Source organism: Microbacterium sp. 11MF (assembly GCF_000383475.1).
Lineage (GTDB): Bacteria > Actinomycetota > Actinomycetes > Actinomycetales > Microbacteriaceae > Microbacterium > Microbacterium aquilitoris.
Genome location: NZ_KB911460.1, coordinates 876,487 through 891,568 on the forward strand (window position 1 = coordinate 876,487; position 15,082 = coordinate 891,568).

General features: G+C 70.2%; 20 protein-coding genes. 13 read left to right on the forward strand and 7 right to left on the reverse strand.

The window, feature by feature from the left end; genetic code table 11:
• The first annotated feature begins 19 nt into the window (after positions 1-19).
• Entirely contained in the window at positions 20-508 is a 489-nt protein-coding gene (locus H286_RS0111185; RefSeq protein ID WP_020098229.1) for a MogA/MoaB family molybdenum cofactor biosynthesis protein, read from the forward strand.
• On the forward strand, positions 505-933 hold the full coding sequence (locus H286_RS0111190) for a molybdenum cofactor biosynthesis protein MoaE (protein WP_020098230.1): 429 nt from the start codon (positions 505-507) through the stop codon (positions 931-933). Before H286_RS0111185 ends, H286_RS0111190 begins: the two co-directional genes overlap by 4 nt.
• A 14-nt stretch (positions 934-947) precedes the next feature.
• Here H286_RS0111190 and H286_RS0111195 read toward each other — a convergent pair whose 3' ends face one another.
• The 4 genes from H286_RS0111195 to H286_RS0111210 are packed head-to-tail and all read right to left on the reverse strand — an operon-like array spanning position 948 to position 3,671.
• Positions 948-1,181, reverse strand: coding sequence for a MoaD/ThiS family protein (locus tag H286_RS0111195; protein ID WP_020098231.1), 234 nt, complete (start codon positions 1,179-1,181; stop codon positions 948-950).
• Positions 1,178-1,663, reverse strand: a complete 486-nt coding sequence (gene moaC / locus H286_RS0111200) for a cyclic pyranopterin monophosphate synthase MoaC (RefSeq protein WP_020098232.1) — start codon at positions 1,661-1,663, stop codon at positions 1,178-1,180. Before moaC ends, H286_RS0111195 begins: the two co-directional genes overlap by 4 nt.
• On the reverse strand, positions 1,663-2,892 hold the full coding sequence (locus H286_RS0111205) for a molybdopterin molybdotransferase MoeA (protein ID WP_020098233.1): 1,230 nt from the start codon (positions 2,890-2,892) through the stop codon (positions 1,663-1,665). Before H286_RS0111205 ends, moaC begins: the two co-directional genes overlap by 1 nt.
• Entirely contained in the window at positions 2,889-3,671 is a 783-nt protein-coding gene (locus tag H286_RS0111210; RefSeq protein ID WP_020098234.1) for a HesA/MoeB/ThiF family protein, read from the reverse strand. Before H286_RS0111210 ends, H286_RS0111205 begins: the two co-directional genes overlap by 4 nt.
• 113 nt (positions 3,672-3,784) lie before the next feature.
• Between H286_RS0111210 and H286_RS0111215 the strand changes: the two genes are divergently transcribed.
• From H286_RS0111215 to moaA, 7 genes are all read left to right on the forward strand, one after another.
• Positions 3,785-4,177 (forward strand): TOBE domain-containing protein, encoded by a 393-nt coding sequence (locus tag H286_RS0111215; protein WP_020098235.1) that lies wholly within the window; start codon positions 3,785-3,787, stop codon positions 4,175-4,177.
• A 1-nt stretch (position 4,178) separates the two neighbouring features.
• Positions 4,179-4,946, forward strand: coding sequence for a molybdate ABC transporter substrate-binding protein (gene modA, locus H286_RS0111220; RefSeq protein ID WP_020098236.1), 768 nt, complete (start codon positions 4,179-4,181; stop codon positions 4,944-4,946).
• On the forward strand, positions 4,943-5,725 hold the full coding sequence (locus tag H286_RS0111225) for a molybdate ABC transporter permease subunit (RefSeq protein WP_020098237.1): 783 nt from the start codon (positions 4,943-4,945) through the stop codon (positions 5,723-5,725). The genes modA and H286_RS0111225 overlap by 4 nt, the downstream gene beginning before the upstream one ends.
• Positions 5,722-6,762 (forward strand): ABC transporter ATP-binding protein, encoded by a 1,041-nt coding sequence (locus H286_RS0111230; protein ID WP_020098238.1) that lies wholly within the window; start codon positions 5,722-5,724, stop codon positions 6,760-6,762. Before H286_RS0111225 ends, H286_RS0111230 begins: the two co-directional genes overlap by 4 nt.
• Before the next feature lie 37 nt (positions 6,763-6,799).
• The gene (locus tag H286_RS0111235; protein WP_020098239.1) at positions 6,800-7,276 is read left to right on the forward strand and encodes an SRPBCC family protein; all 477 of its coding nucleotides are present in this window, start codon (positions 6,800-6,802) and stop codon (positions 7,274-7,276) included.
• 35 nt (positions 7,277-7,311) lie between these two features.
• Complete coding sequence (locus H286_RS0111240) at positions 7,312-7,647, forward strand: hypothetical protein (protein ID WP_020098240.1); 336 nt, start codon at positions 7,312-7,314, stop codon at positions 7,645-7,647.
• A 117-nt stretch (positions 7,648-7,764) separates the two neighbouring features.
• Entirely contained in the window at positions 7,765-8,868 is a 1,104-nt protein-coding gene (moaA, locus tag H286_RS0111245) for a GTP 3',8-cyclase MoaA (protein ID WP_020098241.1), read from the forward strand.
• A 4-nt stretch (positions 8,869-8,872) separates the two neighbouring features.
• On the opposite strand, the gene H286_RS0111250 is transcribed toward moaA, so the two are convergent.
• The 3 genes from H286_RS0111250 to H286_RS0111260 form a co-directional block, all read right to left on the reverse strand.
• Complete coding sequence (locus tag H286_RS0111250; protein ID WP_020098242.1) at positions 8,873-9,163, reverse strand: winged helix-turn-helix transcriptional regulator; 291 nt, start codon at positions 9,161-9,163, stop codon at positions 8,873-8,875.
• Complete coding sequence (locus H286_RS0111255; RefSeq protein ID WP_020098243.1) at positions 9,160-9,564, reverse strand: VOC family protein; 405 nt, start codon at positions 9,562-9,564, stop codon at positions 9,160-9,162. Before H286_RS0111255 ends, H286_RS0111250 begins: the two co-directional genes overlap by 4 nt.
• A gap of 64 nt (positions 9,565-9,628) precedes the next feature.
• Positions 9,629-10,714, reverse strand: coding sequence for a hypothetical protein (locus tag H286_RS0111260; protein ID WP_020098244.1), 1,086 nt, complete (start codon positions 10,712-10,714; stop codon positions 9,629-9,631).
• Positions 10,715-10,871: 157 nt separating this feature from the next.
• On the opposite strand from H286_RS0111260, the gene H286_RS0111265 reads away from it, so the two are divergent.
• The 4 genes from H286_RS0111265 to H286_RS0111280 all read left to right on the forward strand — a co-directional run bounded on the left by H286_RS0111265 (position 10,872) and on the right by H286_RS0111280 (position 15,028).
• Positions 10,872-11,912, forward strand: coding sequence for a hypothetical protein (locus H286_RS0111265; RefSeq protein ID WP_020098245.1), 1,041 nt, complete (start codon positions 10,872-10,874; stop codon positions 11,910-11,912).
• The gene (locus tag H286_RS14605) at positions 11,906-13,258 is read left to right on the forward strand and encodes a PIG-L family deacetylase (RefSeq protein WP_028497497.1); all 1,353 of its coding nucleotides are present in this window, start codon (positions 11,906-11,908) and stop codon (positions 13,256-13,258) included. Before H286_RS0111265 ends, H286_RS14605 begins: the two co-directional genes overlap by 7 nt.
• Entirely contained in the window at positions 13,255-13,971 is a 717-nt protein-coding gene (locus H286_RS0111275) for a glycosyltransferase (protein ID WP_020098248.1), read from the forward strand. Before H286_RS14605 ends, H286_RS0111275 begins: the two co-directional genes overlap by 4 nt.
• A gap of 109 nt (positions 13,972-14,080) precedes the next feature.
• Entirely contained in the window at positions 14,081-15,028 is a 948-nt protein-coding gene (locus tag H286_RS0111280; RefSeq protein ID WP_020098249.1) for a manganese catalase family protein, read from the forward strand.
• Positions 15,029-15,082: the final 54 nt, after the last annotated feature.

Below are 15,082 nucleotides of genomic sequence, written 5' to 3' on the forward strand. Positions count from 1 at the left end.
CACGGCCTAGGGTGAGCACGTGACATCCCTTCGCGCCGTCGTGATCACGGTCTCCGACCGCTCCGCCTCGGGCGAGCGCGAGGACCGCGGCGGGCCGCTCGCGGTGCAGCTGCTCGAAGACGCGGGCATCGAGGTCTTCGCACTCGAGGTCGTCCCCGACGGCGCGGATTCCGTCGAATCGGTGCTGCGTCGTGCCCTCGCCACCGGCGCCGGTCTCGTCGTCACGACAGGTGGCACCGGTGTCGGCCCGCGCGATCAGACGCCCGAGGGCACCGAGCGCGTCGTGACCCGACCGCTCGCGGGCATCGCCGAGGAGCTCCGCCGCGTCGGCCTCGCCGACACCCCGCTTTCGGTGATCTCCCGCGGCGTCGCGGGTGTCGCCGACCCCGAGGGAGCCCTGATCGTCAATCTGCCGGGGTCGCCGCGTGCGGTGAGCTCCGGCATCCCTGTGATCGTGTCGATCGCCACGCACGTGGTCGACCAGGTGAGAGGCGGAGACCACTCGTGAACACTGTTCGGATCGCCCGGCTCGAAGAGACCGCTCTCGACCTCGACGCGCACCTGCGCGCGGTGGAGGACCCGAAGTACGGCGCGGTGACCACCTTCGTCGGCCGGGTCCGCGACAACGACCCGGATGCCGCGACCACCGTCGTCGGCCTCGAGTACAGCGCTCACCCCGACGCCGAGTCGACCCTGCATCGCATCGCCGCCGAGGCGGGCGACGCGTCGGGTGCCGTCGTCGCCGTCAGCCACCGTGTCGGCAATCTCGCCGTCGGCGACGCGGCGGTCGTGATCGCGGTCGCGTCGGAGCACCGCGCCGAAGCGTTCGAGGTGTGCCGCGCCGTCATCGAGACGATCAAGACCGACCTGCCGGTCTGGAAGCGTCAGCTCGAGGTCGACGGCACGACGGCGTGGAAGGGCATCGGCGGCTGAGGCTCAGCCTCTGATCAGCCGCCGGCGAAGGGCGGCAGTACGTCGATCATGCGCGCATCCGCGAGCGGGGTGTCGCCGTCGGTGCGCACGCCGTCGACGAGTACGGCGCAGTCGGGCAGTACGAACCACAGCTGAGGGTGCTCGTCGAGGATCGCGGTGCGGAGCTCGGCGAGCGTCGCCTCGGGCCGCTCCTCGCTCTCGGTCCCGGCGGCCTCGGCGGCGGCGGCGAAATAGCGGACGAGCGTCATGAGCGATCCTCTTCTCCGGGGCGTACCCAGTCGCCCGAGCGTCCGCCCGACTTCGCGACGATGCGGACGTTCTCGATCACCACGGCGCGATCGACGCCCTTGATCATGTCGACGACGGCGAGCGCGGTGACCGACACCGCGGTGATGGCCTCCATCTCGACGCCGGTGCGGTCCGCGGTTCCCACGGTGGCCTCGATCTCGACGCCGTCATCGATGATGTCGAGCTCGACGGATGCCCGGTGCACACCGATCACGTGAGCGAGAGGCAGGAGCGTCGCCGTCGACTTCGCCGCCTGGATGCCGGCGATGCGCGCGACAGCCAGCACGTCGCCCTTGGGGGCGGTGCCGTCGCGGAGGGCTGCGACGACCTCGGCGCTGCACCGGACGAACCCGCGAGCGGTGGCCGTTCGGACCGTGGGGGCCTTCGCCGTGACGTCGACCATGTGCGCCCGGCCGGCCGAGTCGAGGTGGGGGAAGCTCATCAGACCAGCATGACATCTACGACGTCGCCGACGGCGACGCTCGCGACTTCGGCGGGGACGATCGCGAACGCGGATGCCTGTGCCAGCCCGCCGGCCAGGTGCGAGCCCGAGCCGCCCGCCGTCGCGGGGCGCACGGTCTGCGCCGCGAGGTCGACGACGGCCGGCAGGTACTGCCGTCGTCCGGGCGGAGTGGTCCACGCCTCCGCCGCGGTCATGGTCATGTGGGCGCGGTGGATGACCGACCGGCCCTGCAGGGCGAGGAGTGCGGGGCGCACGAAGACCTCGAACGACACGGCGACGCTGACCGGGTTGCCGGGAAGGCCGAACACGAGGCATCCGTCACCAACTGTGCCGAAGGCCTGGGGCTTGCCGGGCTGCATCGAGACCTTGGCGAACTCGACCTCGCCGTGGCCGTCGAAGGCGGCGCGCACGGGCTCGTAGGCTCCCGCGCTGACACCGCCGGTGAAGATGATGACGTCCGCCCCCGCGGCGCGCGAAGCGGCGGTGGCCTCTGCGACCGCGTCGCCGTCGTCCGGGACGCGGGCGACCATCACGATCTCGGCATCGGACGCGGGGACGAGATTCTCGAGGAGCGGTCCGTTCGAGTCGGGGATGAGTCCGCGGCGCACGGGCTCGCCCGGGCCGATCAGCTCGCTGCCGGTCGAGACGATCGCGACGCGAGGCGCGCGGACGACCGTCACCTGGTCGATGCCGGCGGCGACGGCGGCAGCGACCTGGAACGGTCCCATGCGCTCGCCGGCGGTGATGACGACGTCACCGGCGTGCAGGTCCGCGCCGCGGCGACGGATGAACGCGCCCGCGGCGGGAGCCTCGAGCACCTCGACGATGTCGAGCGAGTCGGCGAGCCCGCCGTCGGTGTTCTCGAACGGCACGATCGCGTCCGCGTCGGTGGGCGTGGGCGATCCCGTCATGATCCGGGCCGCCTCGCCCTCCGAGAGTGTCGGGTCGTCTGACACCCCGGCAGGAAGGTCCGCGACGACTCGCAGTGAGACGGGATGCCCCGGCCCGGCCGACGCCACGTCCGCGGCGCGCACGGCGAAGCCGTCCATCGCGGAGTTGTCGAAGAGGGGGATGTCGTGCGCGGCGACGGCCGGTGCCGCAAGCGTGCGGCCGGCAGATGTCCCGACGGGGACGACCTCGGTGGGAAGCGTTCGGACCGCGGCCAGGACGCGCGCGAGCTGTTCCTCGACGCTGCGGAGCCCGCTCATGCGCTCGCCGCCGCAGCCGTTGCGGCCGACCGCAGCGGGATCTCGTGCTGACGGCTCGAGAGCGCGTCGAGGACGAGCATGCGACCGAGCAGCGGCGTGCCGACGCCGATCGCGAGCTTCACCACTTCGGTGGCGAGGATGCCGCCGACCTGCACGCACAGGGCACCGAGCACGCCGACCTGCGCGCAGGTGGGCGGGTCGCCCTCGGTGCCGACGGCGAAGAGATCGTTGAGAACGACCGGATCGCCCTCCGGCGGCCGCGACCAGAAGACCGTGATCTGCGCGTGCCACTCGCGGACGGCTCCCCATACGAGAGGGAGCCCCATCGCCTCGGTGGCGGCCGCGACGGCGCGACGCGTGGCGAACGAGTCGCTCGTGTCGATCACGATGTCGGCACCCGCGAAGAACTCCTGCGCGTTGTCGTCATCGAGGCGAGCGGTGACCGGAGTGACGACGGTGACGGGCGACAGTGCCGCGACGGCGCGCACGGTGCTCTCGGTCTTGTGGACGCCGATGTCCTCGATGCGGTGCGCGATCTGGCGCTGCAGGTTGTGGAGCTCGACGGTGTCGTCGTCGATGACGGTGATGGCACCGACGCCCGCGGCGGCGAGGGCCAGGATCGCGGGCGACCCGATGCCGCCGGCGCCGACGACGGCGACGCGCGTGTTCGCGAGACGTCGCTGCCCCTCGTCGCCGATGCCCTTCAGCACGGTGTGGCGCGCGGTCCGCCTGCGCTCGTCGGGATCCAACTCGGACACGGGATCGACCAGGGGGCGCATGTCCCGAGTTTACGGGGGTCCGGATGCCGCGGGATCGGATTCGCTGCAGGTAAGGAAACCGCAGATACGGCTCGTTACACCTCTGACAACCGCGTATGCGGCATGATTGACGCATGACGACCTACCGTGTGGCGCGAGCCGCCCGCCTTCTGGGCGTGAGCGACGATTCGGTGCGGCGTTGGATCGACCAGGGGCTGCTCCCGGTGACCGACGCCGTGCCCGCCGAGATCCCCGGCGAGGCGCTCGCCGCCTTCGCCGTCTCGATGGCGAACGACCCGGGCGACGGCTACGAGCACCGCTCCAGCGCCCGCAACAGCTTCGTCGGGATCGTGACGCGCGTGCAGGTCGACGGCGTCATGGCCCAGGTCGACATCCAGTCCGGTTCGCACCGTGTCGTCTCCCTCCTGTCCGCCGAGGCGGTGCGCGAGCTGGAGCTCGAGGTCGGCACCCTCGCCCGGGCCTCGGTCAAAGCGACGAACGTCGTCGTTGACCTGGCGGGGGAGTGACGTGCGACGGTCCCTGCTTCGCCCGCTCGCCCTCGGTGCTCTCGCGCTGTTGCTCACCGGGTGCGCGGCACCCGCGCCGTCTGCGTCGCCGCCGGCCTCGGGCGATGAGATCGGTGGGTCGTTGACGGTTTACGCCGCAGCATCCCTGAAGGGTTCGTTCGACGAGATCGACGAGGCGTTCACGGCGGACCATCCCGGGGTGGCCATCAGTCCGGTCTACGACGGATCGTCGACGCTCGCGACCCAGATCGCCGAGGGGGCACCGGCGGACGTGTTCGCCTCGGCCGACGAGGCCACGATGGCGAAGGTGTCGGAGTTCGCGCTCGACCCCGCGGTGTTCGCCTCGAACACGCTCGTGATCGCCGTACCGGCGGGCAACCCGAAGAAGGTCTCGACGCTCGCCGACCTGGCGGATGTCGTCACGGTGCTGTGCGCGCCCGAGGTGCCGTGCGGCGCGGCATCCGCGAAGCTGCTCACTGCGGCGGACGTGACCGTCGACGCCGCGAGCCTCGAGCAGAACGTCACGGCGGTGCTGACGAAGGTGGCGGCGGGCGAGGCCGATGCGGGTCTCGTGTACGCGACCGACGTCGTCGGGCGGAGCGACGTCGCGTCCGTGGTGCCCGAAGGGGCAGACGAGGTCGTCAACAGGTATCCGATCGCCGCGCTGAAGGATGCCGCGAATCCCGACGCGGCTGCGGCTTTCGTCGCGTTCGTGCGGTCTGAGGCCGGGCAGAAGATCCTCGCGAGCCGCGGCTTCGGGGCGCCGTGAGTTCCGGGCGGGGGTACGTTCCGCGGAGCCTCGCGTTCCCCGCGCTCGTCGGGATCGCCTTCCTCATCCTGCCGTTGCTGGCTCTCATCGCACGGGTGGAATGGTCGACGTTCGTCGCCGACGTGACCTCGCCCGCGGCGCTCGAGGCCCTCGGGCTGTCGTTCGGCACCGGAGCGGCGGCGACCGCGGCGTGCATCGTGATCGGTGTGCCGTTGGCGCTGCTGATCGCCCGCTCGGGTCCGCGGCTGGCGGCAGTGCTGCGTGCCGCGGTGACCGTTCCGCTCGTGCTGCCGCCGATGGTCGGCGGGATCGCGCTGCTGTACCTGTTCGGTCGTCAGGGCTGGCTGGGCGGATGGGGCCTGTCGTTCACCACGCCGGCGGTCGTTGTCGCCCAGACATTCGTCGCGCTGCCGTTCCTCGTCCTCGCCGTCGAGGGTGCGGTGCGGTCGACCGGAGTGGACTTCGAGCGGACCGCCGCCGCGCTGGGAGCGGGGCGCTGGACAATCCTCCGGCGTATCACGCTGCCGCTGGCTGCCCCCGGCATCGTCGCAGGTGTCGTGCTGTGCTTCGCGCGGGCGATCGGCGAGTTCGGTGCGACAGCCCTGTTCGCCGGCAACCGCCCCGGTGTCACGCAGACGATGCCGCTCGCGATCTACACGGCGTTCAACGGAGCCGGCGTGACGCAGGGCACCGCGGTCGCCCTCGCGCTCTTGCTGCTGGCGACCGCCGTCCTCGTCCTGATGCTGGTGCGCGGCTGGCGACCGGGGGCCGCACGATGAGCGGGCTGCGGGCGCACGTCGTCGTCGACCGGCCGCGCTTTCGCGTGGACGTCGCGCTCGACGCGGCGGCGGGCGAGACCGTCGCCATCATGGGTCCGAGCGGAGCCGGCAAGTCGACGCTGCTCGACGCGCTCGCCGGGCTCGTGCCGCTGGACGGGGGCGAGGTCGTCGTGGCAGGACGGACCGTGGAGCGCGTGGCCGCACCCCGGGTGCACACGCCGCCGATGCAGCGCGGAGTCGTGCTGCTCGGTCAGGACCCGCGCCTCTTCCCGCACCTGAACGCGCGCGAGAACGTCGCCTTCGGGCCGCGTGCCGCCGGCACACCCGCCGCGCAGGCCCGTGCCGACGCCGACGCCTGGCTCGACCGGGTCGGCCTGGGCGGGCTGGGGTCACGCATGCCGCGCGAACTGTCGGGGGGAGAGCAGCAGCGCGTCGCGATCGCGCGGGCGCTGGCGGCGTCGCCGCGGGTGGTGTTGCTCGACGAGCCGCTGGTCGCGCTCGATCCCGTGACCGCGTCCGAGATCCGCGGGATGCTGCGGGAGCAGCTCGGCGGGGTGACGACCGTCGCCGTGACGCACGACGCCGGCGACGCGGTCGCGCTGGCCGAGAGGCTGTTCGTGATCGAGGCGGGCGCCCTGGTGCAGAGCGGTCCGGTGCGGCAGGTGCTGGCGGCTCCGGCATCCGCCTTCGTCGCATCGGTCGCAGACATGAATCGGATGCCGGGCATCGCGGCCCGTGGTGGGTGGACGGATGCCGCGGGCCGCGTGCTGACGAGCGCGGATGCGGCGCTCGCCGTGGCAGACGGCGTCGCGCTCGCCGCCGTGTTCCGGCCGCGCGACGTGCGGATCGTCGACGGGCCCGGGGCCAACGCGTGGCGCGCGGAGGTGGTCCGCGTCGAGCCGACGCTTCTCGGGGTCCGGGTGCATACGACGGCCGGTGTGGTCGATGCCGCCGAGCCCGGTGCGGCGTGGTCGTCGGGCGACACGGTGTGGCTGCACGTCGACCCGTCGCGGGTGCGGTTCGTGCCGCTGGGCTGACGACGCGGCGCGGGCGCGGGCCTGCCACGATGAGTCCATGCCCGTCATCGAATCCCGCTGCGTCGTGCCGGTCGGGGTGGAGGTCGCGTTCGCTGTCTCGCAGACCACGGGCGAGACGCGCAAGCGATGGGACCCGTTCATCCGGCGTCAGTACTTCCTCGGTGGCGCGGACGTTCCGGCGAAGGGCGTGCGAACCTACACCGTGCAGCGCTTCGGCTTCCGGATGGAAAGCGAGTACGTCTCGTTCAACCCGCCGTCGAACGTCGGTATGAAGATGACGAAGGGGTCGTGGTTCTTCGAGCGTCTCGCCGGCGGATGGAAGTTCACCCCGGTCGCGGGCGACCCCGGCAGTACCCTCGCCGTCTGGCGGTACAACTTCGCGTGTCGCCCCCGGTGGTTGGCTCCGCTCGCCGAGCGGATCGGTGCCATCGTGCTGAAGCGCGACATGGACCGGCGCATCCAGGGCTTCGCAAGAGGGTGCGAGGACCCGATCGTCCTCGCGGCAGTCAGCTGATCGGTCGTCGCGGATCGTTCCGGCAGGATGGGGCCGTGCGCATCGTCGGGAGTGTCTCGCTCGCTCTCGCTGGCGTCGTCCTCGGCCTGTTCGGTGTTCTCATGCTCGGCGCGACGGGCATTCATTGGGAGGGTGGCCTCGTCGTCCCGCAGCTCTCGGATTCCGACGACACCGAACGGGCAATCGGCATCGGGATGGGGATTGCGGGCCTCGGGGGTTGGGCGGTGCTCGCGACAGCGGGAGGATTCGTCGGTTTGCGTGGTCCGCGTCTATCTCGCGCACGCTCGGTCACCGTCTGGGTGGCGCTCGCCCTCAGCGTCGCGATCCTGGTCGGAGCGATCACGTTCGTTCTCATCGTCAACGATCGGTAGTCGTCAGGCCGGTTGCGGACGTCGGAAGGTCAGCGACGGCGACGCAGCCCGCATATTGGCGCCGCTAACCAGCCCTGTCCCAGCCCTCGCCGATTAGGCTCGGAAGATGAGACGGCGATGGGGGATGCAGCGGTGACCGCCGTCCCGATTTCGCTGGGTCGAGCGCCGCAGATGCCGTCCGATTCCGCTGCCCTTCCCGATCCGGCCGTCGGCCTCGTCGACACCCACGGACGCGTCCACCGCGACCTGCGGATCTCGCTCACCGACCGCTGCTCCCTGCGGTGTACGTACTGCATGCCCGAGCAGGGCAACGAGTGGCTGGCGCGCACGAGCATCCTGACGACGGATGAGATCGTCGAGATCGCGGAGGTGGCGGCGGGCCTCGGCATCCGCACCTTCCGGCTCACCGGCGGCGAGCCGCTGCTGCGCACCGACATCGTCGACGTGGTGCGTCGCGTCGCCGCGATCTCTGGACCCGACGGGCCGGTCGAGGTCGCGATGACGACGAACGGCATCCGGCTCGCCGAGGTGCTGCCCGACCTGATCGACGCGGGTCTGACGCGGCTGAACATCAGCATCGACACGATCGACCGCGAGCGCTTCGCGGCGCTCACGCGTCGTGACCGGCTCGACGACGTGCTCGAAGGGATCGCGGCAGCTGCGGCATCCGATCTGAAGCCCTTAAAGCTGAACGCTGTCGCGATGCGCGGCGTGAACGACGACCAGCTCGCCGACTTGGTCGCCTTCGCGATGGAGGTCGGGGCGCAGTTGCGGTTCATCGAGCAGATGCCGCTGGATTCCGGACACACCTGGGACCGCAGTGCGATGGTGACGCGCGAAGAGATCCTCGAGGCGCTGTCGGAGCGGTGGACGCTCGAGCCGGTTCCCGGCCGCGGCGGCGCCCCCGCGGAAAAGTGGCGGATCGACGGCGGACCCCACGAGGTCGGCGTCATCGCCTCGGTGACCGCGCCCTTCTGCGGAGCGTGCGATCGACTGCGCCTGACCGCCGACGGTCAGTTCCGCAACTGCCTCTTCTCGCTGACCGAGTACGACGTCACGAGCGCTGTGCGCGGGATGCCTACCTCCGCCACCCGGGCGGATCGTCAGCGCGTCATCGCCGAGACTCTGCACGCGTGCGTGCTGGGGAAGCTGCCCGGCCACGCGATCAACGACCCGTCGTTCCTGCAGCCCGCGCGCGGGATGAACGCCATCGGGGGCTGAGCACTTACTCGACCTGCGGCAGCTCGGCACCCCATCGCCCGAGCGCCGTGATCGCGTCAGCGAGCTCCAGTCCCCGGTCGGTGAGGACGTACGCCCGGGTGTTGTGCTTGAGCGGCAGTCTCCGCAGCACTCCGGCCGCCTCCAGTTCCTTCAGCCGCGTCGCAAGCATGTTCGTCGGAACGCCGAGCTGGCGCTGCAGGTCGCCGTATCGCTGCGGCCCCTCGAGGAGCTGCTCCACGATGAGGAGAGCCCAGCGCGCCCCGACGACCTCCAGGGCTGCGGCGAGCTCGCTCACGAGGCCTGGTCGGCGTCCGGCTTCATCCAGAACGGCGAGTAGTGGTAACCGTCGAGGTCGTCGAACTGCCGTTGGTACATGAAGGGGTAGTCGTCGGTGTCGCCGATCCGCGCCCCCGCGGCTTTCGCCCGCTCGAGAAGTGCGTCTACCTCCTCACGGCTGTTCATATCGAACGAGACCGTGACTTTCGAGGGGGTGTCGGGGCCGCCGATGAGTTCCTCCACGCCGCCGACGCTCGCGTACATCTCGCGACTTCCGAGCATGACGTACTGGTCGGGGGAGATGGCGAAGCACGAGACGTTGTCGTCGGACATCTCGGCGTTGAGGGTCCACCCGATGCCGGTGTAGAAGGCGGTGGCCCGGGCGACGTCCGCGACCGGGCAGGTGATGAAGAGGGTCATGTCGCGATACTTGCAAAATACAAGTGCGGCGTCAATGGGCCACGCCACTGGCGAGTGGGCGATGTCACACAGGTGCCGAGATCGGCAGGCCCACATCAGCACCCGGGGGATCGGCGACCACAGCAGCAGCCTCCGCCCTGGTGAGGTTGTTGGGGTAGAGCTGACGTGAGAATCTGCCGCGCGGGTCATCTTTGTCGTGGGGCAGGTCGATGGCCGAGGCGTCGATGATGCGTGCCAGCAGCTTCGTCTCGTCGTCGCTGAGCTCGAGACAGCCCTTCCGGCGGAGGACGACGCGTCCGCGGTGGGGCGAGTCGCCCCCGATGCTGAGGATCAGCGTGCGCGGAGCTCCCTTCCACGGCGGGTCTGCGGACAGCTCCGCTCGAGTCACCTCGGACCATCGCAGGGTGCGCCCGCGGAAGCGGATCTGCTCTTGGGCCGGAAGGACCTCGAGCGGCCGACGCTGACGGCGGACGAACAGCAGCCAGCAGATGAGGCCGATCGCGACCACTGCTGCCCAGACGACTCCTCCCCAGGGGAACTCGTCTGCGATGCGCAGCAGCTGGAACGACGCGATCACCGCCATCACCACGATCGGGACCGTGACCGTGCTCGGGAACGTCCCTTTCAACGGCCCGCAGACGACCTGCCACGCGTCGTCGCTGCGCTGCGGGCCGATTCGCGTAGGTCGTCGATCAGCGGTGCCCGACGAGGCCGCGTAGGCCGCGTCGAATCGGGAACGTCGGAGGACCCACACGCCCATCGCGGCGTAGCCGGCAGCAGGAAGGGCGAGCAGGAGCATCTCGTTCCACATCGCCGATCCCTCGACGATCATCCATGAGAGCAGGGCCACGATGATCGGGGTCGGCGTCAGGAGGATGATGCCGAGGATCCGGAAGGCCCGCCGGAGTCGGACGTCGGGCGGGAGGTCGCGGCCGGTCGGTGGCCACCTCTTGTCGTCCCAGTTCGGCCGCATCGTCCACAGCACGCCGACGGTCATGGCGATCGTCGAGAGGGTGAGGAGTGCAGCCGCGAGGAGCGACCACGGCGCACGCGCGATAAGCCAGCCCGGACCGATTCCTCCGCCGACACCGATGACGATGAGTACTGCACCGCTCACGCGGGGACCGGGGACGCGGAGGGATGAGGTCACGACGTCTGTCTACCGGGTCGACGTCATGGGGCGCCAGATTCCGGGCTGCGGTTACGGGGTGCTATCCGAGAGATTAGGGAGTGGCAAGCCTCTGCCTGTTGGCGTGGGTTGAGGGGACACTCCGAGGGTGACCGACGTGCGGAGAGACTTATCGACAGTGTCCATAGGCGACGGGCGGATCGGTGGCGCGGCCGCCGCCTCACTCGAGGAGGCCGACCGGATCGATGGATTCGGGGCGGACGTTGCCGCGACCCTCGCGTGGACTGTTCGCGTCGGTGACACACGCGGCGACCAGCGATCGCTCATCGACGACTGGTCGTTCCTCGCCGCGGTCGCCTGCCGGGATGTGGGTGCCGCCCGCATCCTCGAACCCCACCTCGATGCGATCGACATCCTCGATCAGGCGGGTCGCGACGGCTACGCCCTCGACCTCGCCTCGATCCAGGCGGGCCCAGAATCCTCGTGGGGCGTGTTCGCCGCCGAAGGCGCGGGGATGCGGCTCGAGGCCCGGGACGATGGAACGGGGTGGCGACTGACGGGAACGAAACCATGGTGTTCGCTTGCACAGCACCTGAGTCATGCGCTCGTCACTGCGTGGGTCGGCGACGAGCGTCGCCTGTTCGCCGTCGCTCTGCGGACCCCCGACGTCACGCCGCACACCGGACCGTGGCACGCGCGCGGACTTCAGCAGGTCGTGAGCGCGCCGGTGGACTTCGCCGCAGCTCCAGCCGTGCCTGTCGGCGAGCCCGGCTGGTACCTGCGCCGACCCGGGTTCGCGACGGGCGGCATCGGGGTGGCCGCGTGCTGGTGGGGTGGCGCCCTTCCGCTGAGGGATGCCCTGGTCGACGCCGCCCGACGCGACGGCGCTGACCAGCTATCGCGGGTCCACCTCGGACGGGTGGATGCCGCGCTCTGGGCAGCCAGGCTCGCCCTCCGCTCCGCGGCACGAGAGATGAACGGGCTGCCCCAGGCATCCCACCCCGCCACCCTTGCCGCGCGCGTCCGGGCGATCGTCGCCGACGCGGTCGAGACGACGCTCGCCGAATCCGCTCGCGCTCTCGGACCGCTGCCCCTTGTAGCCGACGAGGCTCACGGCCGGCGCGTGTCCGACCTCGAGATCTATTTGCGTCAGCACCACGGGGAACGAGACCTGGCTCGGATCGGCGCCGACATCGCAGAGGGGAGAGGCGCATGGTGAGTTTCAGTCACCGCGACCCGGGAACAGACGAAGCGCTGTGGCACCGAGCGTTCGCTGACCGCGCGCTACGGACGCTGGATGAGACCTTCGGGCATCTCGTTGTCGTCGCGGCCCACCCCGATGACGAGACGCTCGGTGCTGCAGGGCTCATGGCTCGCACAGCTCGTCGCGGTGCGAGGATCACGGTTCTCATCGCGACCGACGGTGAAGGCTCGCATCCTGAGTCCCCGACGCATACCCCTGTCGAACTCGCCGCGATGCGACGGCAGGAGGTGGCCGAAGCGCTCCACCAACTCGGCCCGTCGATCGATCTTCACTTCCTCGGCCTTCCGGACGGCGGGACGGATGACCATCGCGAGGCGATCGCGACCGCGCTCGGCGCGGTTCTCGGCGGAAGCGGCACGCACCTCGTCGTCGTCCCGTGGGTGGGCGACGGGCACCGCGATCATCGTGTCGCGGCTGAGGTGACCGCCGAGGTGTGCGCTGACCTCGGCGTCTCTTGGCGCGAGTATCCGATCTGGCTGTGGCACTGGGGTTCACCGGACGAGGCGCCCTGGGGAGACCTCGAGGTCGTGCTCCTCGACGAGCCGACGGCGGATCTCAAGCGTGCCGCCATGCACCACCATCGCAGTCAGATCGCTGCGCTGTCGCCGGCGCCTGGCGACGAGGTGATGCTCCACGAAGGGATGCAGGCGCATTTCGACCGGCCGTTCGAGGTCTTCGTCCGACCGGCCGGCCCCAGCCTCGCGGAGGGGTTCTTCAACGACTTCTACCGCCGCAACGGCGATGATCCGTGGGGTTTCGAGTCGCGCTGGTACGAGCAGCGCAAGCGCAGCATCGCCCTGGCGAGCCTGCCGCGTGCCCGGTATGCGTCGGCGCTCGAACTGGGGTGCTCGACGGGCGTGTTTACCGAGCTTCTCGCCGACAGATGCGACGCGGTACGTGCGGTCGACATCGCGGACGCTCCGCTCGAGATCGCACGCCGTCGCCTCGGGGACCGAGAGGGTGTTCGCCTCGACCGTCTCGAGCTGCCGGGGGAGTGGCCCGCCGGCACGTTCGACCTCGTCGTCCTCTCGGAGGTCGGCTACTACTGGAGCCCCGCCGATTTAACCGTCGCCATCGACCGGATTCGACGTGCGATGGATGCCGGTGGCCACCTCATCGCGTGTCACTGGCGGCATCCGGTCACGGAGTACCCGCAGTCCGGAGACGACGTGCACGCGGCGCTTCGTGCAGCCGACGGGTTCGTCCGCCTGGTTCAGCACGAGGAGGAGGACTTCGTGCTCGAGGTCTACGGGTTCGAGGGCGCCCGGTCGGTCGCCGCGGAGACGGGGCTCGTCGAATGACGGCGGTCGGTGTTCCGGCAGTGGCGATCGTCGTTCCCGTGCACAATGAAGCCGAGCTCCTCGACGGCTGCCTCACCGCGCTCACCGCAGCCATCGAGCACACCCGGCGGACGCACCCGGGAGTGCGGATCTCGACGGTCGTCGTCCTCGATGCCTGCACGGATGCCTCGGCCCGGATCGCGCGGTCATGGCCGGTGCGAACGATCAGCATCGACGCGCGGAACGTGGGGACGGCTCGCCGCCGTGGCGTGGCGGCAGCCGTCACGGAGCTGGTTTCACCGTCTGCCGACGTCTGGATCAGCACGACGGATGGGGACTCTGTCGTCCCTGTCACGTGGCTGACTCACCAGCTGGCTCTGCGCACCGCGGGTGCGGATGTCGTTCTCGGCACCGTCCGCCCAGACTTCGCCGACCTCACCGCCGAGCACGCGGAGCACTGGCTCGAGACGCATCCGCGCGGCCGTCCGGTGGGCAACGTCCACGGCGCGAACCTCGGGTTGCGTGCCGACGTGTACCTCGCGGCGGGGCAGTTCGGTGACCTCGACCAGCACGAAGACGTCGAGCTCGTCCGCGCGGCGCGAGCGCTCGGGGCACGGGTGGTCGCGACGGACGAGAACGAGGTGGTCACCTCGGGCCGCTTCTGGGGGCGGACGCCAGGCGGGTACGCCGCATTCGTCCGCGCGACGCACGAGCGTATCGCCGGTGTCGGCTGACCCTATTCCCACAGGGCCGAAAGGTAGCTGGTGCCGTCCACGTCGGCAAGGGGCGCGGTGAGGCGAGGGGACAGGCGGATCGTCGGGCTCCCCAACCCCCGGAGGAAGCATGTACTTCCACGTTCAAGAGTTCATCAATGAAATCGCACAGGACGAGCCGGATCCCGCAGCCGCCAACGCGCTGCAGGAGGGTCTCGGCGGACAGTTCGGCGAGATGCGCACGATGATGCAGTACCTGTTCCAGAGCATCAACTTCCGCGGCCCGGCGGGCAAACCGTACAAAGACCTCATTCAGGGCATCGGCACCGAGGAGATCAGCCACGTCGAGCTCATCGGCACGACGATCTCGCGGCTGCTGGATGGGTCGCCCCGATACAACGGAAAGCCGACCGACCCGGTCGACGAACCCGGCGCGGGCGGTGCGACACCGCTCAGCATCGCCGTCGACCACGGCAACATCCATCACTATCTGGTCGGGGCGCAGGGTGCACTTCCCGTCGACGCAGCCGGCAATCCCTGGATGGGCAGCTACGTCTACAACTCCGGCAACCTCGTGCTCGACCTTCTGTACAACCTGATGCTGGAGTCGACGGGGCGGCTGCAGAAGTGCCGCCTCTACGAGATGACGGACAACAAGATGGCGCGCAGCACGATCTCGTACCTCATCGTGCGAGACCAGGCGCACGAGAACGCCTACGCGAAGGCCCTCGAGACCCTCGGAGTCAACTGGCGCACCTCGCTCCCGATCCCGAAGACGAACGCCCAACAGTTCCCCGAGGTCAAGCGTCTCGTCGACCTGGGGCTGCAGAGCAAGCAGTACTCGTTCGACCTGGGCAACCAGTCCGAAGCCGGCCGTATCTTCCAGGGGGCGTCGCCGTCGAACGACGGAACGCAGCTGGATGCCAGTGAGCAGGCGCCGGCAGGTTCACCCATGACCATCTCCCCGGAGCGTCCGGAAGAGTTCTCGCCGGGAGCCGACGAGGAGCTTCGGGCGCTGATCGAAGCGACGGCCGCCATGGAGATGGCCGACATCGACGCGACGTTCGGTCGCATGTAACGTTCCGCCGCGTGCGGTCGGTGCCTGGGCAGCGAGCCCCCTACCCGGGCCACC